The following is a 23,682-nucleotide window of genomic DNA, read 5'->3' on the forward strand; positions in this document are numbered from 1 at the left end:
TGAGGCGGCGCGCTCGGGCGGAGCTGCGCGCTCGGGCGGAGCGGAGCGTTCGGGGGAAGGGGAGCGCGTGCCGGCTCCTGGAGCTTGCGAGGGTGGGGGAACCCGCATGCTGGCGCCCCTGGGCGGCGCGGGAGGCGGGGCGATGAGCGTCACCGGCGCGCGCGGAGTGGCGGCGGGTGCGGCGGCGGCCGGTGCAGGAGCGTCATGCTCGGCAGCTGACGCTGCGGAGTTCGGAGCAGATGGCGCCGGCTTGTTCGTGGGGGCGGCGGCGTTCGGAGCGGATGGAGCCGGCTTGCTCGTGGGAGCGGTGGCGCTCGGAGGAGCCGCGGAAGCTCTCGCTGCGGCTGCCCCCGGACCAGGAGCTGCAGGTGCTGCTGCTGACGTGGCGCTGCCCGGAGCAGGGGACGCTCGTGCCGCGGCACCGCTCGGAGCAGGTCCCCCCGAGGTGGAAGTTCGTGCCGCCGCGCCACCTGTGACAGGAGACGCAGGCGCGGAAGCTCGCGTTGCGGCACCGCCAGGAACAGACGCCGCATGCGTGGCGGCGGGCGCGGCGGAGGCCGGAGCCGCACTGGAATCCAGGGCATCGGCGCTGCTCGGCGTGGCCTTCCCAGCCGGCGCGGCTGCACCATGAGCGGCGGACGCAACGGCAGCGGCACCCGCATTCGCACCATTCGCCGGCACCGGAGTCGCGGACCGCCTGGCCGGCTTCGAGGAACCCGACGGCGCGGCACTGTTGCCAGCCACCGCGTTTGCAGTCGGAGCGGCCGCGCCCGCAACAGGCCCCGCGGTTCCCCGTGAAGTCGCCGGGCCCGGAGTCGGCAAGACAAGCGTGGGCGACCCGGGCCGCGCCGTTGGCGAGACATCCGTGGGCGGCTCCGGCGGCAGCGGTGGCGCCGACACAATCGTGGCGGGCGCACGCGGCGCGGGCGAAGGAGAGATGAGCGTGGCGGGCTCGGGCGCGACGTTGCGCTCGGTGCGTGCTTCCGCCGAGTCGTGACCTGCACCCTCGCGCGCATTGGAGAGCCGCGCGAGGACGATGGGCTCGGTGACGCTCTCCTCGTACGCGCCGTCCTGTGCCTCAATCCGTGGCGCGGGGATGTTCTGGACCGTCGCCTCGTCCTGCGGCTCCATGGACAAGGGCCGGTACGCAGCCGTCCCCGGCGGCGTCACCCGGGCCAGGAGTGACGCGCACTGGCGGCACCCCTCCGCATGGCGACGCAGCCGGTTGGCTTCCACGGACGGAAGCATCCCGGCGGCGAGCGTGCGTGCGGTCTTCTCATCGAAGCAGGACACGGTCGGGATGTTCTCCCACGCTCCGTGCCCGTGAGAAGAGCCCTACCCCCGGCGCGGGCACTTGCTTTCGCCGCGAAACCACCTCCCGTCCCGCCCGCGCCCGGCCAGACAACCGGAGACGCCCCTTCCCGTCGGCCGCGACGCGTGGTGCCATGGGCCCCGTCCGGCCGATTCACGACAGGAGCCCCCGTGTCCGCCACTCCGCAAGTCCTCGAGCTCACCTCGCCTCCGCCGCTCGCGCGGGAGTTGCTGCGCGCCGCCGTGGCCCGCCGTCCCTCACGTCCGGGCGAGGTCCCCCGGCTGGAGGTGAAGCTCCGTCACTTCGCTCCGGACCCCGTCCAGCTCGCGCGCTACCGCGAGGTCTGCGGCTTCCCCTCCGACGGCTACCTACCGCTGACCTTTCCCCAGGTCCTCGCCGCGCCGCTGCACATCGCGCTGCTCAACCACCCGGACTTTCCCTATCGCCTGCTCGGCATGATTCACGTGCGCAATCGCATCCAGCAGCACCGCCGGCTCGCGGAGGGCACCGCGCTCACCGTGCACACGTGGGTGGAAGGCCAGCGCGAGGTCCGCCTGGGGCGCGAACTGGACCTGCACACGCACGTCGAGGCGGACGGCACGCCCGTCTGGAGCGCCCTCACCACCATGCTCCGCCGCCTGCCCGGCGCCGACACACGTCCTCGCGAGCCGAAGCCCACGAACGCGCCCACCCCCGAGGAGGACCCGCTCTTCGCCCACAGCCGCCCCGCGAGCTGGAAGGTGCCCGAGGATGCCGGCCGCCGGTACGCGAAGGCCTCGGGGGACTACAATCCCATCCACCTGTATGCGGTGACGGCGCGCTTCTTCGGCTTCCCGCGCGCCATCGTCCACGGCATGTGGACGGTGGGGCGCTGCGTGGCGGAGATGGGCGAGGCCGCGGAGGCATCCGCCCTCACGCTCACCTCGGAGTTCCGCCGCCCGTTGCTGCTCCCATCCAACGTGGTGTTCCAGACGGCGAAAAAGCCAGACGGCGCCGTGGCCTATCGCGTGAAGTCCGAGGACGGGCAGCTCCACGTGCAGGGCGAGCTGGCGCCCGGCGCCTGAACCCGGTCAGCCCAATCCCACGCACAAGGAGCTGACGCCGGGAGCCCTGAGTCGCGTCAGCTCATTTCCGCGTGCAGGTGAGGTGACGCCGACACCTGGACCTCACTCATCCGCCCGTTCCCGGAGAGGGGATTCCCCGTCTTCACGGGCTCCTGGTGGGTGCATCGAGGGAGCCCGCTGGACTGGCGTACCATGGCGCGCATGACGTCATTGCCCGAGCCCGTGCGCACACTCTCATCGGAACCTGGCCCTCCGCTGTACCGGGTGCGGCGGGTGGCTCGGCGAACCACTCCGGGGGCCTCTTCGACGCACCCGTATGACCGGGGCTGGCGCCGGGTGCAGTTGCGAATGATTGCGTTCGTGGCCTTCTTCATCCTGTCCATGGGGGCGCTGCTCTATCGCAAGCTCGTCTCCCTCTACGGCGCGAGCGTGCCCGCGTTCCTCGGCGTGGGGGTTGTCGTGGTCGCGGTGGCGATGGGTGCTCGTGCGTATGCAGCACGCAGGCACCGAACGGCAGTGACCGGCGACGAGGAGCTGGAGGTATCCGGTCCCGAGGTCGAGCGCGCGCTCCAGGATGGCGGGTTCTCCCCCGGTGACCTCATCCGGGAGAACGGGCACTGGACGACGCTGGTCGAGAGCATGCGGTTCGGTGAGACCGCGGCGATTGTCGAGGCCAGGGCTCGTCGCGGCGCTCAGGTCAGGATGGCCATTGCGATTGGCCTGGGGGTTCCCGCCGCGCTCGCGCTCCTCTTCTTCTTCGCGAACTTCACCACCGTCATCCACTGGCTCATCAAGGACTGATGACAGGGAGACGGAGCTCCGCCAATCACACCCCGGGGCAGCGCGGCGGCCCATGCCGCGCCGGCCCCGAGGCGCGTGCTCAGCGCGGAATCAGCGAGATGTCATCCAGGTACACCGCGCCCTGGTCTCCGCCCGACACGTCCTGGAAGTAGAGGTCCACCAGCGTCCCGGAAGTGATGCCAAGGCTGCTGAGGGACACCGTCACCTTCTGCCACGTGCCCGCGGCGATGGGCGCTCCCAGCGCCGCGTCCAGCGACACCGCGCCCAGCGTCTGCGTGCCGTCATGCAGCACGAGCTGCACGGCCTGCCCACCGGTGGTGCCGCCGTGCACCCACAGCTCGATGGACTGGTACTGCGACACATCAATCCCCGAGTGGTGGAACATCAGCCCGGCCCAGCCGTCCGGCTCGAAGCTGATGGCGCTGGAGCCCGCGTGCACCACGCCCGTCTCGTCGAGCGAGTGCGTCGCCCAGCTCCAGTCCGCGAAGCCGCCCTCCAGTGAGTCCACGTAGATGGGCATGCCGGCCGCCGGGTCCGGCTCCGTGCGGCCCTCCATCATCGCCACGCCCTGGGCCAGCGTCACGGTGAGCGCGTTGCGCGTGCGGATGTAGTCGAGGATGGCCGTGAAGTTGGCCGTCTTGTACTGCGTGTCGCGCGTGGGCGTGCCGTCCAAGAACTCGTGGAACACGAGGATGAGCCAGCTCTTCTCGGCGATGGCCTGGTCAATCCACCCCTTCACCGTGTTCACCGTCACCGAGCGCGCCACGTCATTGGCGCGCAGCTCGTACACAATCGTGTCGGCGAAGTTGCGGCCGGCGTTCACCGTGCGGCTGCTCGCGTAGTACTGCTTGATGCCCGTGAGCACGGTGCCGTTGTAGATGCCGTACGGCACCACGAAGTTCGGCACGGAGGGCAGGTTCAGGTTGCTCACCAGCCACGCCTGCGAGTCCTGCAGCTCGGCGGTGAGCTGCGCGGGGTCCAGCGTCGTCAAATCCGGGTGCGTGAGCGTGTGGCTCGCGATGTCGTTGCCCTCGGCGACGAGCGTCCGCACCTGTGCCGTCGTCATGTAGCCGCCCCAGCTCTGCGCCTGGGCGTTGGAGATGAGCGCGTAGGTGGCGTCGATGTTCCGCGCGTTGAGCGCCGGACGCGCCTTCGTGTACTGCGTGGCCCAGCCGTCATCCAGGGTGATGGTGACCATCCCCTGGGGAAACGGGTTGGCGGCGGACGCGGGCAGCGCCAGCGCCAGCACGCACAATGTGACAATTCCTCTCAAATCCTTGCATGAATCCGACATGGTTTGCCCCCTCCCGTCGCCACGCGGGGTGTGGCGCGAGGTGAGGGGGCGATAGCAGACGTCCCGCGGGCAGGGCAATCGAACAGACATGCGCTCGAGTCCCGCCACGGCGGTCACGTTTTGAGCTGCAAGTCCTTGGAAAATGGCGGGGATTCACGAGTGGCTTCGCCCTGTTCGTGATGACTCGAAGCACTTCACTCACGAAAGGGATACGTCACATGAGGAAGATCGCGGCGCTCGCATGCCTGTTGGGTCTGTTTGCAGCCATCCCCGCCCAGGCCGCCGAGCTCAAGGACGTATTCGGCAAGGAAGTGCCCATCGGTCAGGGCCGTCCCACCCTGGTGCTCTATGCCAACAAGGGCACCCGTGACGAATTGCGTCAGAGCATCTACAAGTTCATCTACAGCGTGCGCGAGCAGAAGCCCATCGTCGTGGTCCACGTGGACCTGCGCGACGTCCCCGGCCTCTTCAAGGGCATGGCGAAGGGCGAAATCAAGAAGAGCCACCAGGAATCGCTCGACCTGATGCGCAACGAGTTCCGTGCGCATGGGCAGTCGGCGCCGGCCGAGATGGAATCGTCGCTCTTCATGGTGGCGGACTCCAAGGGCGAGCCGCATCAGTCCGTCGGGCTGAGCAAGGGCTTCAAGCAGGTGGTCGCCACGGTGCTGAACCCCTCCGGCCAGGAAGTGGCGCGTGGCCCCTTCCCCGATAGCGCCCGCAAGCTCAGCCAGGCCATGAGCACCCAGTCACCCGCCACGGTGGCCAACCGGGCGCCCTGACGAAAATTGTCAGCGGCTCGCCTCCGCTGACGCAAGCCGCTCAGGCGGCTTCTCCCTCCAAAGGGTCGCTGCGTACCTGGCTGCTCTCACTCCGAGTGATTGTCTTTGTCACGAGTGGGAGCCATACCCGGCGCGTGCTTTTCTCCCTTTCAGTCTCCCTGCTAGGAGCTTAGGCGTGCATCCGGCTGAGGGCCCGCCCACGTCGGCGAGCTCCGGATGCCGTCACGGCAGGAGACTTCATGCAAAGGCTGATGCCTGTAACGAGAGCCACGTCCCTGTGGCTCGCGATGGGTTGGCTCGTGGGATGTGGAGGCTCGAATCCTCCCACGCAGCAACCCGCCCCCCATACCCAAACGAGCGCGCTGGAGCAGTACGGCCCGGACCTGGTGGTGACGGAGGTGCACGCCCCTCCGAGCCTCCGGAGTGGCCAGGCCTTCACGGCCACCGTCAAGGTGTGCAACCAGGGCACGGACCCGGCGACCACCTACTACAGCTGGATTTCCCTCGAGCTGTACCTGTCCCTGGATGACTCGCTCTCGCTCCCGCCGAGCGGAGGTCCGTACCCGACGGACCAGCAGAGCGTGGGCTTCGTCCAGGTGCCGCCGCTGGACCCGGGACAGTGCAGCGTCCAGACGGTACAGGCCACCGCGTACCTGCCGCAGGCCGCGCAGGGCGACGGCGCCTTCTACCTGGGCGCCATCATCGACCCGAACCAGGCGCTGACCGAGGCGGACGAGACGAACAACGCCTTCGTCGCCGGCAAGGTGGGCGTGGGCAACCGCTCCGACCTGGTGGTGACGGACATCACCGCCCCCAAGAGCGTGCGTCCCGGCGATGCCTTCACGGCCCGGGTGCGCGTGTGCAACCAGGGCACCGAGGCCACCAGCTACTACAGCCAGTCGGCGCTGGAGCTGTACCTGTCCCTGGATGACGTCCTCTCGGCCCCGGGCTCGACGCCGGGGACGCCGCCCCCGACGGACCAGCGGATGGTGGGCAGCGTCAGTCTGCCTTCGCTGAACGCGGGGCAGTGCGTGACGCGCGACGTGAATGCCACCGCGTACACGCCACCGGACGCGCAGGGCGACGGTGCCCTCTACCTGGGCGCCATCGTGGACGCGTACCAGTCCGAGCAGGAGCTGCGCGAGGACAACAACGTCACCGTCAGCGGCCTCATCGGCGTGGGCCATCGCGCGGACCTCGTCATCACCGAGGTGAAGGGCCCCGTCAGCGTGCACCATGGCGATGCCTTCACGGCGACCGTGAAGATCTGCAACCAGGGCACGGAGGGCTCCAGCAGCTACGGCAACTCGTGGGTGGAGCTGTACCTGTCGGTGGACGACAGCATCGTCCCGCAGCAGCCGGGCCCTGGAGGGCAGTCCCCCACGGACCAGCGGGTGGTGGGCGGAGTGGACGTGCCCTGGCTGTCCGCGGGGCAGTGCGCGACGCGCACGGTGAATGCCTCGGCGTGGCTGCCGCCGGATGCCCAGGGCGACGGGGCGTACTACCTCGGCGCCATCGTGGACGCGTACCAGTCCGAGCCCGAGCTGCGCGAGGACAACAACACCTTCATCGGCGGCCTCGTCGGCGTGGGCTACCGCTCCGACCTCGTCGTCACGGAGGTGAGCGGTCCCACCAGCGTGCGTTCCGGTGACTCCTTCACGGCGAAGGTGACGGTCTGCAACCAGGGCACCGAGTCCACCAGTGTCTGGTATGGCCAGACGCAGGTGGAGCTGTACCTGTCCATGGACACCACGCTCACGCCGCCCCAGTTGTCGGGCCCGGGCGCGTCCCAGGCCTCGGACCAGCGCCTCATCGGCACGCTGAGCCTGCCTTCTCTGAGCGCGGGTCAGTGCATCACGCGCGACGTGAATGCCTACGCATCCGTGCCGCCGGCTGCCATGGGTGACGGCGCCTTCTACCTGGGCGCCATCGTGGACGCCTACCAGGCCGAGCCCGAACTCCGCGAGGACAACAACATCACCGTGGGCGGACTCATCGGCGTGGGCTACCGCCCCGACCTCGTGGTGACGCGCATCAGCGCTCCCGCGAGCGCGCATCACGGCAGTCCCTTCCTCGCCACCGTGCGCGTGTGCAACCAGGGCACGGAGGCCACCAGCGGCTGGTACAACCAGGCGCAGGTGGAGCTGTACCTGTCCATGGACACCACGCTCACGCCCCCGCCCATGGCGGGCTCCGGTGGGCCGCCCACGGACCAGCGGATGATTGGCTCGGTGAGCGTGCCGTCCTTGCAGGCCGGCCAGTGCACGGACCGCACGGTGAATGCCACCGCGTACGCGCCGCCGGACTCCGCGGCTGACGCCGCCTTCTACCTGGGCGCCATCGTGGACGCGTACCAGGCCGAGCCCGAGCTGCGCGAGGACAACAACGCCTTCATTGGAGACCTGATGGGCGTGGGCTACCGCTCCGACCTGGTGGTGACGGCGGTGAGCGGCCCGGCCAGTGTGCAGGGAGGTGATTCCTTCACGGCCTCCGTGACGGTGTGCAACCAGGGCACTCAGCCCACCAGCGGCTGGTACGGCAACCGCGTGGATGTGTACCTGTCCATGGACCGCGAGCTCACGGCGCCCACGACGACGGGCCCGGGCGCACCGATGCCCTCGGACCAGCGGCTGATTGGCTCCGTGGACCTTCCCTCGCTGAGCCAGGGCCAGTGCGTGACGCGCGCGGTGAATGCGTACGGTGGCATGCCTCCCGATGCCATGGGCGACGGCGCCTTCTACCTGGCCGCCATCGTGGACCCGCAGCAGAACGAGCAGGAGCTGCGCGAGGACAACAACATCTTCGTCGGCGGCCTCATCGGCGTGGGCTACCGCTCCGACCTGGTGGTGACGCAGGTGAGCGCTCCGGTCAGCGTGCACAGCGGGGACTCGTTCATCGCCACGGTGAAGGTCTGCAACCAGGGTACGCAGAGCACCGGCTGGTATGGCGCGCAGGTGGAGCTGTACCTGTCCATGGACAAGGAGCTCACGCTGCCGGGGACGTCGGGCCCATACATGCCGATGCCGGGCGACCAGCGCTTCGTGGGCAGCCAGTCGATTCCGTATCTGTCCGCGGGTCAGTGCACGAACCTGTCGGTGAACGCGTACGGCGCCACGCCTCCCGATGCGATGGGCGAGGGCGCCTTCTACCTGGTCGCCACCGTGGACCCACAGCAGAACGAGCAGGAGCTGCGCGAGGACAACAACGTCACCGTGGGCGACCTCATCGGCGTGGGCTACCTCTCGGACCTGGTGGTGACGCAGGTGAGCGCTCCGGCCAACGTGCGCTTCAGCGACGCCTTCACGGCGACGGTGAAGGTCTGCAACCAGGGCACGGAGCCCACCAACGGCTGGTCCAACAACCGCGTGGAGCTGTACCTGTCCATGGACCGGGAACTCTCATTCCCCTCGTCCAACCCGTACCCGACGGACCAGCGGATGATTGCGACCCTGGACCTGCCGACGCTGGGCGCCGGGCAGTGCGTGACGCGTGACGTGACTGCCGTCGCGTCGACTCCGCCGGACGCCATGGACCAGCGCGTCTTCTACCTGGGTGCCATCGTGGACCCGCAGCGGAGCACGCCGGAGCTGCGCGAGGACAACAACACGTTCGTCAGCGGCCCCATTGGCGTGGGCTCCGGCCCGGACCTCGTGGTGACGCACATCAGCGCGCCCGCGAGCGTGCACCAGGGGAACTCCTTCGCGGCCGCCGTGAAGGTGTGCAACCAGGGCACGGAGAGCAGCTACTCCTCGTGGGCTTCGGTGGAGCTCTACCTCTCCCTGGACACCACGATTACGCCTCCGCCGATGTCCGGCCCCGGCGGGCCTCCCATGGACCAGCGGATGATTGGCTCCGTGGACCTGCCGACGCTGAGCGCGGGCCAGTGCGTAACGCGCGAGGTGAATGCCAATGCGTACCTGCCGCCGGAGGCCACGGGTGACGGGGCGTACTACCTCGGAGCCATCGTGGACGCGTACGCGTCCGTGCCGGAGCTGCGCGAGGACAACAACACGTTCGTCGGCGGACTCATCGGCGTGGGCTACGCCTCGGACCTCGTGGTGACGGAGGTGAAGGGTCCCGCCAGCGTGCGTTCCGGTGACTCCTTCACGGTGACGGCGAAGGTGTGCAACCAGGGCACGGAGGCCTTCTATTACGGCACGTCGCCCCAGCTGGAGGTGTACCTGTCCACGGATGACGCGCTCTCGTTCCCGCAGAGCGGAGGCCCGTACCCGGAGGACCAGCGGGTGGTGGGCTCCGAGAGCCTGCCGTCGCTGCAGCCGGGTGAGTGCTCCACGCGCACCCTGACCGCGTACGCGTCATTGCCTCCGAATGCGCAGTGGGACTCCGCCCTCTACCTGGGCGCCATCGTGGACGTGTACGCGTCCGTGCCGGAGCTGCGCGAGGACAACAACGCCCTCGTCGGCGGGCTCATCGGCGTGGGCAGTCGCGCGGACCTCGTCGTCACGGAGGTGAGCGGCCCCGCCAGCGTGCGGCCGGGAGACTCCTTCACGGCCACGGTGAAGGTCTGCAACCAGGGCACGGAGGCCACCGGTATGGGCTCACCCGCGCAGCCACACCTGGACCTGTACCAGACCGTCACGGAGTCGGTGCTCATCCCCGCGCAGGGGACACCGTACCCGCAGGAAGGCCAGCAGCTCATTGGCGGCGTCAACGTGGACCCGCTCGGCGCGGGCCAGTGCGTGACGCTCAGCGTGCCCGCGTACGCCAGCATGCCGCCGGGCGCGCAGGACGTCACCGCCTTCCACCTCGCGGCCGTCGTGGACGCGTACCGCACCGAGCAGGAGCTGCGCGAAGACAACAACGTTACCGTGGGCGGGCTCATGGGCGTGGGCAACGCGGCGGACCTCGTCGTCACCCACGTGAGCGGGCCGGCCAGCGCGAAGCCCGGCCAGTCCTTCGTGGCCTCGGTGGAGGTGTGCAACCAGGGCACGGAGATGAGCACCGGGTTCAACAACGCACGCCTGGAGGTGTACCTCTCCACGCAGGCGACGCTGACCCTGCCCGGGCCGGGCATGCCCATGCCGTCGACCACCCAGGTGCCGGTGGGGTCCGTGGACGTGCAGCCGCTCGCGGCGGGGCAGTGCCAGACGCTCGACGTGCAGGCCTCCGCGAACACGCCGCCGAGCACGCCGGTGGATGGGGCCTTCTACCTGGGCGCCATCATCGACGTGGACCGCTTCGTGAGCGAGCTGCGGGAGGACAACAACATCACCGCGGGCGACCTCGTCGGCGTGGGCCACCTGCCGGACCTCGTCGTCACCGAGGTGAGCGCGCCCACCAGCGTGCGCAACGGCGACCCCTTCACTGCCACCGTGAAGGTCTGCAACCAGGGCACGACGCCATCCGGGGGCGCCTACGGGTCCTCGGTGGGGCTGTACATCTCCACGGACACGGAGCTGTCGCCCATGGGGCAGAACCCGTCTCCCACGGACCAGCGCGACGTGGGCATGATGCAGCTGAACCCGCTGGCTCCGGGCCAGTGCGAGACGGTCACCTTCCAGTCCGGGGCGTACCTGCCGCCCGCGGCGCAGGGGCCCGGGAGCTACTCCCTGGGCGCCTACGTCGACCCGTACCGCACGGAGTACGAGCTGCGCGATGACAACAACGCGCGGGCGGACTTCGCTCTCGAGGTGACCTGGTAGCGAAGCACTCACGGGGGGGCAGGAGCCCGGCGTGGCTCCTGCCCTTCCCGGCCCCGACGCCCGCTTCAGCTCCCCGTGGCGGGGGGCTCCGCGGGCGGACGGGAAATCCACGCGGCGATGAACACGTCCAGCTCGCCGCGCATCACGTCCTTCACGCGCGGGCTGCCGGCGCCGGTGCGCGGGTCCTCCACGCGGGCGCCGCGGCCCACGTAGTAGCGGCGGCACTCGTCCGTGGAGCCTCCCTGTCCGGCCACCACTCGCGCGGCGATGTCCTTCAGCTCGTCCAGCTCGCCCGCGCCCGTGAGGGTGAGCACGCGGCCGGTGGACTCGTCCTTCACCGTCACCTCCGTGCGCACGCGCTGCAGGTAGGAGCCCTCGTGGCTCTTCACCGGACGGCCCTGCACGTCCAGCAGCTCCATGAGGTCTTCCGACAGCGTGCCGCCCCGGTGCACGCGCACGTACGCGCGCTGGCGCTTCTCGTCCTCCAGGCGCCGGTGCAGGCCCGCCTCGCCGGCGAGGAAGCCATACGCGCCCGGGCCGGCGATGCGCACCACCACGCGCGCGGGCTCCTCCGCCTCGGCCACCGCCACGGCCTCGTAGCCGCGCCGCTGCGCCCAGCCCAGGTACATGGTGGCCAGCTCCTGCACCCACGCGTCCTGCGCCTCCGCCGAGTCGCTGGCGCAGATGTCCACCAGCGCCTCGTTGTCCTGCTGCGTGGCTCCGGACGCGTGCAGCGCCTCGGCCATCTGTACCTCGCGCGCCACGTCCTCCACCTGCTTCGCCGCGGACGCGAGCTGCACCTCGTTCTTCGCCTCGCGCACCAGCCGCCGCGCGAAGAGGCACGCGGCCTCCAGCCGCTCCAACTCGTTGAGGTGCGCCTCCACCGCGCGGAAGGCGCGGATGACCTCCGCCGCGCGCGTGGGGTCGTCCCAGAGGTTGGGCGCCTGCGTCTCCGCCAGCAGCGCCGCGCGCCGGTTCTCCAGCTCCGGCCGGCCCGAGGACACCGCCAGCGCGCGCGTCTTGCCCACCAGCCGGTCCATCTCGAAGAGAAGCGACTTGCGGTCCAGCCGCCGCTTCACCGGGGCCGCGCGCGCGGACGGCAGCAGCAACTGCGCGGTGGGGGAGGGCGTCGGCGGCGCGGGCTCGGCCACGGCCACCACGCGGCCACCGGGGCGTGCCTCCACCCGCACCGGCGTGCCGGGGGGCAGCGGCTTGCGCGCAATCTCCACCGCGAGCGCCGCGGTGAGCGTCTTCTCGATTTCGCGCTGCAGGTAGCGCGCGCCGAACTGCGGCGAGTAGCCGCGCTCCACCAGCAGGTCCACCACCTGCGGTGTCACCTCCACGTCCAGCGAGCGCGCGCGGATGCCCTCGCGCTCCAGCACGCGGCCCACCTCGCGCTGCGCAATCTTGCGGATGTCCACCTTGGACAGCGGCCGGAAGTGACAGATGGCGTCGAAGCGGTTGAGGAACTCGGGACGGAAGGCCTCGCCGATGCGGCGGTCCACCTCCAGCACCATCTCCTCCGAGCGCTTGTGGCCCACGAAGCCCATGCCGGACTCGCGGTACACCTCCGCGCCCACGTTGGACGTGGCGACGATGAGCGTGTTGTTGCACGACACCGTCTCGCCCGCCCCGTTGACGAAGGTGCCCTCGTCGAACAGTTGCAGGAAGCGGTCGTGCACGCTGCGCGCCGCCTTCTCGAACTCGTCGAGCAGCAGCACGGTGAACACCTTGCCGTCCAACAGCGCGCTCAATTCTCCGCGTCGCGTCTCCAGGGCCGGGGCCCACGCCGCGCCGAAGGGGACGCTCTCGTCGCCGTCGTTGGGGTAGTCCGCCATGTTCAGGCGCACCAGCCTGTCCGCCGAGCCGAAGAGGTACTCCGCCAGGAGCTTCGCGAGCTGCGTCTTGCCCACGCCCGTGGGGCCCGCGAAGAGGAACACGCCCAGCGGGCGGCGCGGGTCGTTGAGGCCCGCCTTGAGCAGCGCCACCGAGCGCAGCACCGCGCCCACCGCGTCCGTCTGGCCGAGCAGCCGCTCCCCGAAGAAGCGCTCCGTCTCGTCCAAATCCAGCGGCATCGCGTCGTCCACCACGAAGCGGGGCAGGCGCGTGGCGGAACAGAAGCGGGTGAGCACGTCCTCGGGACCGACGTGGTCCTTCGCCGCGCCCGCGGCCTCCGCCGCCGTCTCCTTGAGCAGCTCAATCGCCTTGCGCGGCATCCGCTGCGCGAGGAGGAACTTGGCCGACAGGCGCAGGGCGAGGTCGCACGCGGCCGGGTCGATGGGCAGCCGCAATTCCTTCTCGAGCTCCTCCGCCACGCGGCCCAGCACCCAGCGGGCCTTCTCCAGCGGGGGCTCGTGCAGGGGCAGCAGGTGGAGCCGCTCGGCGAGGGCCTCGTCCGAGCGCAGCAGTTCCTGCACGCGCTTGGGCTCGGTCTCGAAGATGAATCGCAGTCCGCCGGTGCGCAGCGCCCGCACGGCCACCGGGGCCAGCGGGCCTCCGAGGGCCGCCGGCAAATCCCGGATGTAGACGATGGGGCAGGAGTGCCGCCCCAGGCGCGCGAGAAGCTCCTCGAAGCTCTCCGCGGCCTGGCGCTGCGTGCTGCGCGCGAGGATGTTGGCGACGGACACCTCCACCAACCGGCCCTGGGCCAGGTCGGCGTCCACGCGCCCTTCCGCGATGCGGCGCGCCACTTCCTGCACGAGCGCGCTCTTGCCCACACCGGGCTCGCCCGCCAGCAGCGGGTGCTTGCCGCCCCGTGTGAGCAGACCGAGCACCTCCGTCACGGCGGCGTCAACGCCGTGGGCGGCCGGCAGCTTGCCCTCCCGCGCCAGCGCGGTGAGGTCGCGGTCGATGAGCCGTTCCTGGTCCTCGCTCTTCCTCGTCGCCATGTCGTCAGACGCCCCCTCGCCGGTTGCGCACTCTAACCTTGCTGAACCGCCGTGGTGAGCGCGCAATCCCGAGAGGACACTCGCGGGCGCCGAAGGGTTCCCGAAAGGGCGTGAACGGCCCCTGGATGGCACCCGGAAGGGGCGCCATCGGCTCTGGACGACGCCCGGGAGGAGCGCCATTGATGTCGGACGGCCGGGGCCGGGCGGCGAGCGGCCGCTCTCAGGGCGCCGGGGCGGGCGTCGTTCCGGGCTGGGCCGGGGGAATGGCCCGCAGGTATTCGTAGACGGCCCGCAGGTCCGCGTCCCGCATCTTCCCGTAGATGTGCCACGGCATCACCTGGAGGATGGCGCCGCTCGGCTCGCGGCCGGTGCGCATGAGGTTGAGGAACGCCTCGAAGGTGAGGCCCGCGGGCAGCCCCTGCGCGTCGGGTGTGAGGTTGGGAGACACGACGCCCGGGGGGAAGGGCCGCCCGCCCGCCAGGAAGTGGGGGGTGTTGATCTGCTCCGGCTCGCCCAGGAAGGGATTGCCCCCGGGAGCAAAGGGCGGGTTGGTGTGGCAGTCATTGCACGCGGACTGCGCGTTGACGATGTAGCTGCCCAGGCCCGCCAGGTCCCTGTCCAGCCCCGTCAGGTTGACGGGGACGGGGGAGAGCGTCAGCCCCATCTCGATGCGCTCTCGGTCCTCGGCCCCCACCGGGTCCTGCGTCTGCTGCTGGTCCTTGGGCGTGTCCGACGAGGAGCCCGACCCGCAGCCCAGCGCGATTCCCGCCGTGACGGTGAGGAAGCCCAGCCCCGCCGCCGCCCAGTGGCCCAACCGAAAGTGCTTCATGTGCGCGTCCTTTCCCAGCACCGGGTGTCCCGGTGGCGGGGAGGTAAGGACGACGCGTCCGGCGGCCATGCTGCGTGTTGGTGTGGGGCCCGAGTCACCCGGTGCACAGGCGACGCGGGACATGGCCCCCTGGGGCAGGGAGAGCGGAAGTCGGAGGACTCGAACCTCAAGCCGGAAGTCCGGCTCGCACCCGGTAGCAGCGGGGCCTGGCGCCATCGCCAGTCCAACTTCCATGAAGAAAAGACGGAGCAAGGTGGAGTCGAACCACGAGCCCCAAAGGGCTCTCCTGGTCTCCAGCCAGGCGGCCGGCCACCCGGCCCGCATGCTCCAGAAAGGACAGCGGAAGGCAGGGGACTCGAACCCCAAGCGCAGTGCGCTCGCACCGTTTTCGAAACGGGCCGCCGGCCTCCGGCGTCGACCTCCCAGATGAAAAGTGCCGGCAGCAGCGTTCCCGCCTGCCGGCGCGCGGGGAGGTTTCACGGAGCGGGAGGCCCACCTCTGGTGGTACCTCCTACCCCCTTCGTGCACCGTCCCGGGACGGTGCGGGGGCGGAAGCCACCTCTGGTGGCCTCCCTTCATTCCGTGGCCTCACTACTCCTGCAGCTCCACGTGCCAGTACGCCATGTCACCCAGGAACTTGGCCCACGACACGGGCATGCCCTTCTCGAACAGGAAGGTCAGGTGCATCGTGTCCGGCAGCTTCTTCGGCTTCGCCGGCTTGCTCCGCAGCGCCATCTTCGCGACCTCGGGCGTGCGGTTACCCTTCTTCTGGTTGCAGGGCACGCAGGCGATGACGACGTTCTCCCAGCACGTCTTGCCGCCCTGCGCGCGGGGGAGGACGTGGTCGTACGTGGCCTCGGGCCGCGACACCTTCACGCCGCAGTACTGGCAGCGGCAGTTGTCGCGCAGGTACACGTTCTCGCGGCTGAACTTCACGCCCTTGGGGCCCTTGCGCAGCCCGCGGATGAAGCGGATGACGGAGGGCATGCGGACCGCCACCGTCACCGAGCGCACGAAGCGGTCCTCGTACTCCTCGACCACCTCGACCTTGCCCTGGAAGATCAACATCACCGCGCGCTGCCAGGAAATCCGCGCGACGGGCTCGTAGGACTGACTCAGTACCAGCGTCTCCATGACACGGCGCCTTTCGGATTGTTGTCCACGGCGAGATTCGAACTCGCACTCGGCCGGGTTTGAGCCGGCGGCCTCTCCCAGTTGGGCTACGCGGACGTGCTTCGGGAGCTTCCTCTGACCCCATTGCTGCACTGCTGCTCACTGCGACTGCATGTGCCGGGAGCGGGAGTCGAACCCGCACTCGCCAGGTTCTCGACCTGGTGCCTCTACCGATTGGGCTATCCCGGCATGGGACTGCTGAAAGAGAGTGCACGCCCCGGGGATCGAACCCGGCAGATACGGTGTGTGGGACCGTCGCCGTCTCCAGCTGGCTCGGCGTGCATGAAGAGTTGCGGAGCAGGGAGTCGAACCCTGCGACCCAGGCTTATGAGGCCCAGTGGGACGTCCGGTCCCACTCCGCATGAAAGGTGTTGTTGAAGCGTGGTGTGACAGATGCCTCTGGCAGGAATTGAACCTGCGGCCTCACGGTTCGGAGCCGTGCGCTCTCATCCACTGAGCTACAGAGGCGTGAAGTGGAACCACCGGGATTCGAACCCGGACATCTCGGGTGCAAGCCGAGCGCTCTCCCATTGAGCCATGGCCCCATTGATGCGGACTGCGGTGCGACAGTGCTCCCGGTCGGGCTCGAACCGACGACCCCCGGTTTACGAAACCGGTGCTGCTACCATCTGAGCTACAGGAGCGTTTGGAACAGGCCGCCGGGGTGTTGATCCCCGCTGGCTTCGATTTGGAGTCGATGCTGCTCAATCCGGAGCGCGGCCTATAAAGGACTGCATGCTGCGTGCTGCGGTGCTACTTGCTGCGGTGCTTCAGTACCGGCCCCCGGAATCGAACCGAGTCCTCCTGTGCTTCAGACAGGCGCGCGGACCACCTACGCCAGACCGGCATGTGCTTCTGTGAAACAGAGAGGCCTGTGCGGGAATTGAACCCGCCCCAAACGGTTTTGCAGACCGCTGCCGCCCCGGGCGGAACAGGCCATGAATCAGCTCCCTGGGAAGGACTCGAACCTTCAACTCCGCGGTTAACAGCCGCGTGCTCTGCCATTGAGCTACCAGGGAATGTGCTGCTTTTGCTGCGAGAACCAGGGGCAGGAATCGAACCTGCACTTATGGAGTCAGAATCCACCGTCGTAGCCGTTTGACCACCCTGGTATGTGAAAGCGGGTGACGGGATTCGAACCCGTGTCCTCGGTATGGGAGACCGAAGTCCTGCCGCTGGACGACACCCGCGTGAGTACCTCCGGAGGGATTCGAACCCTCACCGCCCGGGTAAGAGCCGGGTGCTCAGCCGTTGAGCTACGGAGGTGTTTGCGTGCCGCCCCTGAAGAGAGCGGGCGGCGTGCTTTCACCACTGCGATTCAGTTGTCAGAGAGCTGCTGCTGGTTGACCAGAGGGAATCGAACCCTCTTCCCCGGGGTCACATCCCGGTGGCTCACCATTCGCCTTTGGCCAACATGGTGTCGGGGCACCCGGAGTCGAACCGGGACCGCCCGCTTATCAAGCGGGTGCTCTACCTTTGAGCCATACCCCGTGAACTGCATTTGCTGCTGTATCTGGGTGACAGGATTTGAACCTGCGGCCTCACGGACCCGAACCGTGCGCTCTGGCCAGACTGAGCTACACCCAGGAGTGGTGCTGCGATGCTGCGGTGATGGGGACGCTGGGAGTTGCACCCAGCGGGCCCTCGAGGGGCTCCGGCTCTACAGGCCGACGCGTCTTCTCTAGCGCTCTACGTCCCCGGAAGGAGTCGGGAGCCCAAAAGCCGAGAGGCCGGGGTCCCTTTGGGGAGCCCGGCCTCTGCGTGGCTTCGCGTGTCGGAGATGACACGACGGGAGCGTCAGCAGGAGTCGGGCCTGTCGTAGCCGCGATACAAAAAGCTTCCCACGAGAATGCTGGGGGCGGCGGCCTGATGGATGCACGGGAGGACAGAGATGCCGTGCCAGAGGCTGTTGTTGGAATTCTGGGACATCGTCGGGCTGCTCTTCCGGGTCGTCGTCTTCATGGCCACCGCTCCTTTCATGGGGAATTGACGCGGCGGAAATTCATCCCTGACAACGAGGTGATTTCTTCGCGGGAGCAGGGGAGGCGGCGAGCGCTCTGGTGGGGAAGAAGGGTCGTACAGGGGGAGTTGCCAGGATGGAGGTCGAGATGCGCACGTTGCCGCTGCCAGCCCAGGGGAAGGACCGTACCCTCCGGGCAGGGCCGCGCCTTCGTTCGTGCGTCCGCCACAGGGCCGCCGCCTGGCTCCGCTCACGCGCCGGGACACCTCGCGCGTAGAGGTGTCTCGCGCTCGTTGATGGGTGGAGGCGCTTGCCTCCCCGCATGCCGGAGCCCGGGCCGCGCCTCGCGCCGTGGGAGCTCCCATCCCACGCGTGATTCAAGCTTTCTCCAAGCATTCCCCCTCCCTCCTGCCCCAGAGGACACCATGCGCTACCTGGCCCTTGCCCTGAATCTGGATGGAACCCTCGCCATTGGCGGCCGTGCGGATGCGGCCGCGCTGAAGGCCCTCGCGCGCCTGCGCGGCACCGGGCGCCGCGTCGTCCTGGTCACCTCCCGGAGGCTCGCGGACCTCGTCCCGGTCTTCTCCTCCCTGGAGCCCTTCGACTGCGTCGTCGCGGAGAACGGCGCGCTCCTCCACTGGCCCGCGCGCCGCGAGAGCACCTCCCTCTGCCGCCCGGTCCCCGAGGCCTTCGTTCGCGCGCTGGTCCAGCGTGGCGTCGGCCCGCTCGTGCGCGGTCAGGCGGTGGTCTACGCCCCGCGTGCCCACGCCGGCGCGTTGGTCGAGGCCGTCGGCGAGCTGGGCCTCGAGCTCCAGGTCATCTTCGCCGGAGAGCGGGCCCTCGCCGTGCCCCCGGGCATCAACAAGGGAGAGGGACTGCGTGAGGCCCTGCTGTCGCTCGGGATGTCCGTGCATGAGGTGGTCAGCCTGGGGTGTGGCGCCAGTGACCACTCACTGCTGAGCGTGAGCGAGTGCGCGGTGGCCGTCGCCAACGCCCTGCCGGCTATCCAGGAGCGGGCGGCCTTCACCACGCGGGGCGCGGCGGGCGAGGGCGTGGCCGAGCTCGTCGAGGAGTTGGTGCAGCACGACCTCCAGACCGCGCGGGCGTGGACGCCCCGGGATGCGCTGACCCTCGGGTACGCCAGCACGGGCGAATGCGTGGGCATTCCGCCCTACGGTGAAAACCTGCTCGTGGCCGGGCCGCGCGGAGCCGAGGGGGACAGCTACCTCCAGGGGTTCCTCGGACGCCTCCTCCAGAGGGGGTACCAGCCCTGCGTCATCGACTGCCTTGGCGGCTTCGAGCCGCGCGAGGACATGGTGAAGCTGGGCGGCCGGCTGCAGGCCCCCACCGTGTCGCAGGTGATGGCCGCCCTGACGGCGCCCGCAGTGAAGCCCGTGGTGAATCTCTCCGCGCTGCTGCCCGGGGCGCAGCCCGGCTTCTTCCGCGAGCTGCTCCGGGCGCTCGAGGGGATGCGACTGCGGACGGGGCGGCCCCACTGGCTCATCATCGACGGCGCGGAGCGGCTGTGGCCCGCCCGCGCGGAGGTGGCCCCGAGCGACGCGCCGAGGCTGCGTGAGACGCTCCTGCGGGTAGAGGACGCGGAGGCGTTGGCGCGTCCCATCCTCGAGCAGATGGATGTCGCGGTGGGGGTGGGGCCGGTGCCCGGGCGGGCCATCCATCAGGTGGCCCGGGCGCTCGATGAGACGGCGTTGCACCTGCCCCTGTCCGCGGGAGCGGAGGACGCGGTGCTCGCGTGGTTCATCACCGAGGAGCGCTGGCCGATGCGGCTCAGGGCACCACCGCGCCGGGCCGAGCGCCTTCGCCGGGTTCCCGAGCACGTGGAGGGGGACCTGGGGGCTCGCGGCTTCATCTTCCGGGGCCACCAGGGGCAGGGCGACGTGCGAGCCCACAACCTGCGTGCCTTCTGCCATCAGGCAGCGCGGGTGGACGACGACACCTGGCTCTTCCATCTCTGGCACGGAGACATCTCGCGCTGGATTCGGGACGCCCTGCACGAAGACGCACTCGCCCGGAAGGTCGCGGCCATCGAGCGCCGCTACGACCTGCCCGCGGCCGACAGTCGCCGCGAGGTCCGCGGCGCCATTGCACACCACTACGCGCTGGCGGCCTGAACCGGGCCCGCGGGGCGCCCTGAATCCCCCAGGAGGGGCTCATGTCGACGGACATCCTGCTCGTGCTGGCCATCGTGCTGGCGACCATCGCCCTCTTCTCCGTCGAGCGAATCCCGCTCGAGGTCACCTCGCTGGCCGTGGTCTGCCTGCTGGGGCTCACGGGCGTGCTGACTCCGGCGGAGGCCTTCGCCGGGTTCTCCAACGAGACGGTCATCTTCATCTTCGCGCTGCTCGCGATGACGGAGGGGCTGGCCTCCTCGGGGGTGATGCACCGGGCCGGCAGCTGGCTCTCCCACCTGGGCCGGCTCGGGCCGAGGGGCTTCCTGGTGGGAGTGATGTTCGTGGTCGCGACATTCTCCCTGGTGGTCTCGAACACGGTGACGACGGCGGCCTTCCTGCCGGTCGTCCTGCGCGGGGCGGCGGCGGTGGGCATGCACCGCGGTCGGGTCCTCATGCCGCTCGCCTTTGCCTCCATGCTGGGCGGGATGGGCTTTCTCTACGGCACCTCCACCAACCTGGTGGTCTCCGCGCGTCTGGAGGACCTCGGCTTCGGGCCCATCGGTCTCGTCGAGCTGACACCGGTGGGCGTTCCCCTGGCGCTGCTGGGCATCGTGCTGGTCGTCTTCCTCGCGCCCCGGCTCCTCCCCGCTCGCTCGGGTACGGAGGCGGACGGCGAGCGGAGCCGTCTGTTCCTCACCGAGGCCGGGGTTCCCCATGGCTCCCGGCTCGTCGGCAGGAGGCTGGGCTGGCTCGAGCGCCGCCTGGGGTTGGAGGTGGTGTCGCTCACGCAGTCAGACTCCGCGCGAGCTCCGGAGCCGGACGTCGTCCTCGCGCCAGGGGACCGGCTGCTGCTCAGCGGGCGGCGTCGCGACATCCTCCGCACGGGCCAGGTGCGCGGTCTGGTGACGGCGCACGACCTGGAGCTGCGGTCGGCGCGGCGCGGGCCGGAGCCCGTGCTGGCCGAGGCCATCGTGCAGCCTGCGAGCGGGCTTTCGGGAACCCGGGTGGGCGACGTGGGCTTCTCGCGGCGCTTCGGCGTCCGTCTGCTGGCCATCCACCGCCACCCGTCTCTCCACGGCTCTCCGCATGCGCGAGAGGCGGGCTCGCTGCGCAACGTGCGGCTTCAGCCGGGAGACGCCCTGCTGCTCGCGGGCCCTCGCGAGCGGCTGCATGCACTGGTGGATACTCCCGCGCTGCTCCTGATTCCGGACGTGGGCTTCCTGCCGCTCCCGCGCCGCTCGCGGGCCCTGCTCTGCGGCCTCATCTTCACCGCCGCGCTCGTGCTGGGCTCGAGCGGTGCGCTCCCCCTGGCGCTCGCCGGAGTGGCCGGCGTGTTGTGCATGGTCCTCACTGGGTGCCTGGACGCGAGGCTCGTCTTCCGCATCGACTGGCGGGTGGTGCTGCTCATCGGCTCGATGATGGCGCTCGGGCTCGCCATGGAGAAGAGCGGGGCGGGAGCGTGGCTCGGCGGCTTCGCGGCGGGGCTCGCCGAGCTGGGCGGCCCGCGGCTGGTGCTGCTGTGCCTGATGGTGCTGACGGTGGTTCTTTCCATCCCGATGAGCAACCAGGCCGCGGCGCTCGTCGTGCTGCCGGTGGGGCTGAGCGCGGCGGCGGGGCTGGGCGTGGAGCCCCGTGCCTTCGCCATGGGGATTGCGCTCGCGGCCTCGTGCTCGTTCCTCACGCCCCTCGAGCCGAGCTGCATGCTCGTCTACGGACCGGGGCGTTACCGCTTCAGCGACTTCCTCCGGCTTGGAGGGCCGCTCACCGCGGTGATGCTCGCAGCCCTCGTGCTGCTCGTTCCGTGGGTGTGGCCCCTGTAGGCGTTGGTGGCCTGACGGCCCGGGGCCGGTGTGGATGCGTATGGGATTGGACGCCGTGCGCTCACGGCACGTTGCCAGATGGCATCGGCGTATGTATTAAACTGCCGTCATGACCCGCGTGCCGTCAGCCCTGATGAGCGTTGGAACCCGCCAGGGCGCGGGCGGCCGGGTCATGCTCGCGCACGGCCGGGCCACTGCCTGGCTTGGGATGGACGCCTCACGCCTTTCCTAGCGTGCGGCGTCCCCATCCTCCCATTCCCCTCTGAGCCCTCCATCGCCCCTGGCCGTCGGCGGCATGGCACACGTGTGCCTTCCGGCCGGCGGTGTCATCTCATCCATCACCGTCATTCTCGAAGGTCCCCATGCATACACCCCACACGGTTGCTGTCACCGAGCTCGACCTGGAGCGCCTGCAGCGCGTGCTCGACCTCCACGGAGAGACCTCCCATCCCGAGTCCGTCGAAGCGCTGGAGTGGAAGCTCTCGAAGGCGCTCGTCACCCATCCCGAGGCGGCGCCCGCGAGCCTCGTGACGATGAACAGCACCGTCCTCTTCGAGGACGAGGGGAAGGGCGAGTTCCAGCAGGTGACGCTCAGCTACCCCAAGGACGCGCAGGGGACACCCGGCCGTGTCTCGGTGCTCGCGCCCGTGGGAGTCGCCCTGCTGGGCCTGTCGGCGGGGCAGCGCGTGGAACTGGAGGTGCCGGGTGGACGCAAGCGCCGGCTGCGAGTGGTGGCCGTGCCCTACCAGCCCGAAGCCGCGGGACACTTCCACCTGTGAGCGCGTCCGAGCCCGGGAGCCACTCCATGCGAGAGGACCGCTGGCAGCACCTGCTCCACACCTCGCTCCTCCTCGAGGAGGACGGGGAGGCACGAGTCGTGGAGGGCACGCCTGGACGCGAGGAGCGCCAGCGCCGCGCGAAGCTGCTCCTGGGAAGCCTCCTCGAGGTGTTCCCCTCGAGCCTCGACCCCGTCGATGACTTCGAGGGCTACGCCGTGCGGCGGCTGGCCCAGGCCCTCCTGCGGACGTTGGAGTAGGCAGGGGGGCGAGGCCCCTGAGCGCGCGAGCTCCGGGGCCTCGTCAGCCTTCAGACACCGGCGGTGGGAAGGACGGCCGTCAGGTTCACCAGCGCATCGCGCTTCACGCCGCGCTTCACGAAGTCCTGCACGGCGCGGGCGAGCGTCGCGGCCAGCAGGCCCAACAGCGGCAGGTGCGCGCCGCCCTCGCAGGTGTCCTGGCCCGCCGTGTCCTCGGCGTCCGGGGTGAAGCGCTCGTCCCAGCGCACGAGGCCGAAGGTGCCGTCCGCGCTCACCGCGCCGTGCACCAGCGGCTTGCCCGCCCTGCGCGAGTACTCGCTGAGCAGCAGGCGGCTGTCCTGGTTGTCGAAGCAGTCCACCAGCAAGTCACCGCCGCCGCACAGCGCCTCCACGTTGTCGCGGGTGAGGCGCACGCCGAAGGACTCGGCCTTCACTCCGTGCAGGTTGAGGAGCTGCAGCTTGAGGGCCTCGGCCTTGTTCTTCCCCACCGAGGGCTTCACGTACGCCTGCGCGAGCAGGTTCTTGGACTCCACCCGGTCGAAGTCGATGAAGGCGAGCTGAGCCTCCAGGTTGCGGCACAGCACCGCCGCCGAGGAGCCGATGGCCCCCACGCCACAGAAGATGATGCGCATGGCTTCACCTCAGCGGGCGCCGAAGGGCACCTTGGGACGCAGGTAGATGCGCTCGTCGCCGCGCGCGCCGCGGAAGCGGTCCACCACGTAGTGCTGGAACGCGTCCTCGCGGAGGGTGGACAGGTGCAGCCCGGGAACTCCGCCGGAGCGCACCAGCTCCGCGGCGATGCGCCGCACGTCCGAGTCCGACACCGGCCGGTCCAGCTCCACCGGCACGTCCGCGGACATCCCGTCATAGGTGATGTTGAGCGTCGCCATGGCTCCTCGTGCCTCCTCACACCCGGGGTGGGACGCGAAGA

At 69.8% G+C, this 23,682-nt stretch carries 16 protein-coding genes and 17 tRNA genes; 9 read left to right on the forward strand and 24 right to left on the reverse strand.

What is annotated here, in order from left to right; translation table 11 throughout:
- The first annotated feature begins 281 nt into the window (after positions 1–281).
- From ACVTJA_RS10535 to ACVTJA_RS10545, 3 genes are all read left to right on the forward strand, one after another.
- The gene (locus ACVTJA_RS10535; protein WP_465836077.1) at positions 282–476 is read left to right on the forward strand and encodes a hypothetical protein; all 195 of its coding nucleotides are present in this window, start codon (positions 282–284) and stop codon (positions 474–476) included.
- A gap of 1,006 nt (positions 477–1,482) precedes the next feature.
- Positions 1,483–2,376 carry a MaoC/PaaZ C-terminal domain-containing protein gene (locus ACVTJA_RS10540; RefSeq protein WP_465836079.1) on the forward strand — a complete coding sequence of 298 codons (894 nt, stop codon included), beginning with the start codon at positions 1,483–1,485 and terminating at the stop codon, positions 2,374–2,376.
- A gap of 348 nt (positions 2,377–2,724) precedes the next feature.
- Positions 2,725–3,177 carry a hypothetical protein gene (locus tag ACVTJA_RS10545; RefSeq protein ID WP_465836081.1) on the forward strand — a complete coding sequence of 151 codons (453 nt, stop codon included), beginning with the start codon at positions 2,725–2,727 and terminating at the stop codon, positions 3,175–3,177.
- 79 nt (positions 3,178–3,256) lie between these two features.
- Here the strand turns inward: ACVTJA_RS10545 and ACVTJA_RS10550 are convergent, their stop codons facing one another.
- Positions 3,257–4,471, reverse strand: a complete 1,215-nt coding sequence (locus ACVTJA_RS10550) for a polysaccharide deacetylase family protein (RefSeq protein ID WP_465836083.1) — start codon at positions 4,469–4,471, stop codon at positions 3,257–3,259.
- Between the two features lie 218 nt (positions 4,472–4,689).
- Here ACVTJA_RS10550 and ACVTJA_RS10555 point away from each other — a divergent pair, with 218 nt between their 5' ends.
- A complete protein-coding gene (locus ACVTJA_RS10555; RefSeq protein ID WP_465836084.1) occupies positions 4,690–5,250 on the forward strand; it encodes a hypothetical protein in 561 nt (186 codons plus the stop codon).
- Between the two features lie 239 nt (positions 5,251–5,489).
- Positions 5,490–10,913 (forward strand): CARDB domain-containing protein, encoded by a 5,424-nt coding sequence (locus ACVTJA_RS10560; RefSeq protein WP_465836086.1) that lies wholly within the window; start codon positions 5,490–5,492, stop codon positions 10,911–10,913.
- Between the two features lie 65 nt (positions 10,914–10,978).
- On the opposite strand, the gene ACVTJA_RS10565 is transcribed toward ACVTJA_RS10560, so the two are convergent.
- The 21 genes from ACVTJA_RS10565 to ACVTJA_RS10665 all read right to left on the reverse strand — a co-directional run bounded on the left by ACVTJA_RS10565 (position 10,979) and on the right by ACVTJA_RS10665 (position 17,765).
- Positions 10,979–13,801, reverse strand: coding sequence for an AAA family ATPase (locus ACVTJA_RS10565; RefSeq protein WP_465836088.1), 2,823 nt, complete (start codon positions 13,799–13,801; stop codon positions 10,979–10,981).
- Between the two features lie 220 nt (positions 13,802–14,021).
- Positions 14,022–14,630: a cytochrome C gene (locus ACVTJA_RS10570; protein ID WP_465836090.1), complete on the reverse strand. Its 609-nt coding sequence runs from the start codon at positions 14,628–14,630 to the stop codon at positions 14,022–14,024.
- A gap of 244 nt (positions 14,631–14,874) precedes the next feature.
- Positions 14,875–14,959 (reverse strand) — tRNA-Ser (locus ACVTJA_RS10575).
- Positions 14,960–15,221: 262 nt separating this feature from the next.
- Positions 15,222–15,764, reverse strand: coding sequence for an HNH endonuclease (locus tag ACVTJA_RS10580; RefSeq protein WP_465836092.1), 543 nt, complete (start codon positions 15,762–15,764; stop codon positions 15,222–15,224).
- A 22-nt stretch (positions 15,765–15,786) separates the two neighbouring features.
- A tRNA-Leu gene (locus ACVTJA_RS10585) sits at positions 15,787–15,860 on the reverse strand.
- Between the two features lie 58 nt (positions 15,861–15,918).
- Positions 15,919–15,992, reverse strand: a tRNA-Leu gene (locus ACVTJA_RS10590).
- A 101-nt stretch (positions 15,993–16,093) separates the two neighbouring features.
- Positions 16,094–16,165, reverse strand: a tRNA-Met gene (locus ACVTJA_RS10595).
- 32 nt (positions 16,166–16,197) lie between these two features.
- Positions 16,198–16,271 (reverse strand) — tRNA-Arg (locus ACVTJA_RS10600).
- Positions 16,272–16,277: 6 nt separating this feature from the next.
- A tRNA-Ala gene (locus ACVTJA_RS10605) sits at positions 16,278–16,348 on the reverse strand.
- Between the two features lie 25 nt (positions 16,349–16,373).
- Positions 16,374–16,447: transfer RNA gene (locus ACVTJA_RS10610), tRNA-Thr, on the reverse strand.
- A 130-nt stretch (positions 16,448–16,577) separates the two neighbouring features.
- Positions 16,578–16,650: transfer RNA gene (locus ACVTJA_RS10615), tRNA-Phe, on the reverse strand.
- A gap of 21 nt (positions 16,651–16,671) precedes the next feature.
- Positions 16,672–16,741: transfer RNA gene (locus ACVTJA_RS10620), tRNA-Cys, on the reverse strand.
- Positions 16,742–16,750: 9 nt separating this feature from the next.
- A tRNA-Asn gene (locus tag ACVTJA_RS10625) sits at positions 16,751–16,822 on the reverse strand.
- 21 nt (positions 16,823–16,843) lie between these two features.
- A tRNA-Gln gene (locus ACVTJA_RS10630) sits at positions 16,844–16,915 on the reverse strand.
- A 7-nt stretch (positions 16,916–16,922) separates the two neighbouring features.
- Positions 16,923–16,993 (reverse strand) — tRNA-Gly (locus ACVTJA_RS10635).
- 5 nt (positions 16,994–16,998) lie between these two features.
- Positions 16,999–17,069 (reverse strand) — tRNA-Lys (locus ACVTJA_RS10640).
- Between the two features lie 74 nt (positions 17,070–17,143).
- Positions 17,144–17,215, reverse strand: a tRNA-His gene (locus tag ACVTJA_RS10645).
- Positions 17,216–17,223: 8 nt separating this feature from the next.
- Positions 17,224–17,294 (reverse strand) — tRNA-Ile (locus ACVTJA_RS10650).
- A 21-nt stretch (positions 17,295–17,315) separates the two neighbouring features.
- Positions 17,316–17,390, reverse strand: a tRNA-Pro gene (locus tag ACVTJA_RS10655).
- 25 nt (positions 17,391–17,415) lie between these two features.
- A tRNA-Tyr gene (locus ACVTJA_RS10660) sits at positions 17,416–17,502 on the reverse strand.
- A 98-nt stretch (positions 17,503–17,600) separates the two neighbouring features.
- Entirely contained in the window at positions 17,601–17,765 is a 165-nt protein-coding gene (locus tag ACVTJA_RS10665) for a hypothetical protein (protein ID WP_465836094.1), read from the reverse strand.
- Between the two features lie 423 nt (positions 17,766–18,188).
- Here ACVTJA_RS10665 and ACVTJA_RS10670 point away from each other — a divergent pair, with 423 nt between their 5' ends.
- The 4 genes from ACVTJA_RS10670 to ACVTJA_RS10685 all read left to right on the forward strand — a co-directional run bounded on the left by ACVTJA_RS10670 (position 18,189) and on the right by ACVTJA_RS10685 (position 22,751).
- The gene (locus ACVTJA_RS10670; protein WP_465836096.1) at positions 18,189–19,895 is read left to right on the forward strand and encodes an HAD family hydrolase; all 1,707 of its coding nucleotides are present in this window, start codon (positions 18,189–18,191) and stop codon (positions 19,893–19,895) included.
- A 41-nt stretch (positions 19,896–19,936) separates the two neighbouring features.
- The gene (locus ACVTJA_RS10675) at positions 19,937–21,715 is read left to right on the forward strand and encodes an SLC13 family permease (protein ID WP_465836098.1); all 1,779 of its coding nucleotides are present in this window, start codon (positions 19,937–19,939) and stop codon (positions 21,713–21,715) included.
- Positions 21,716–22,077: 362 nt separating this feature from the next.
- Positions 22,078–22,494, forward strand: coding sequence for a nucleoside diphosphate kinase regulator (gene rnk, locus ACVTJA_RS10680; RefSeq protein ID WP_465836100.1), 417 nt, complete (start codon positions 22,078–22,080; stop codon positions 22,492–22,494).
- A gap of 26 nt (positions 22,495–22,520) precedes the next feature.
- The gene (locus ACVTJA_RS10685; RefSeq protein WP_465836102.1) at positions 22,521–22,751 is read left to right on the forward strand and encodes a hypothetical protein; all 231 of its coding nucleotides are present in this window, start codon (positions 22,521–22,523) and stop codon (positions 22,749–22,751) included.
- A gap of 50 nt (positions 22,752–22,801) precedes the next feature.
- Here the strand turns inward: ACVTJA_RS10685 and ACVTJA_RS10690 are convergent, their stop codons facing one another.
- Positions 22,802–23,383 (reverse strand): HesA/MoeB/ThiF family protein, encoded by a 582-nt coding sequence (locus ACVTJA_RS10690; RefSeq protein WP_465836104.1) that lies wholly within the window; start codon positions 23,381–23,383, stop codon positions 22,802–22,804.
- A 9-nt stretch (positions 23,384–23,392) separates the two neighbouring features.
- Positions 23,393–23,641 (reverse strand): hypothetical protein, encoded by a 249-nt coding sequence (locus ACVTJA_RS10695; protein ID WP_465836106.1) that lies wholly within the window; start codon positions 23,639–23,641, stop codon positions 23,393–23,395.
- Between the last annotated feature and the right edge of the window lie 41 nt (positions 23,642–23,682).

The organism is Pyxidicoccus sp. M6 (assembly GCF_055568925.1).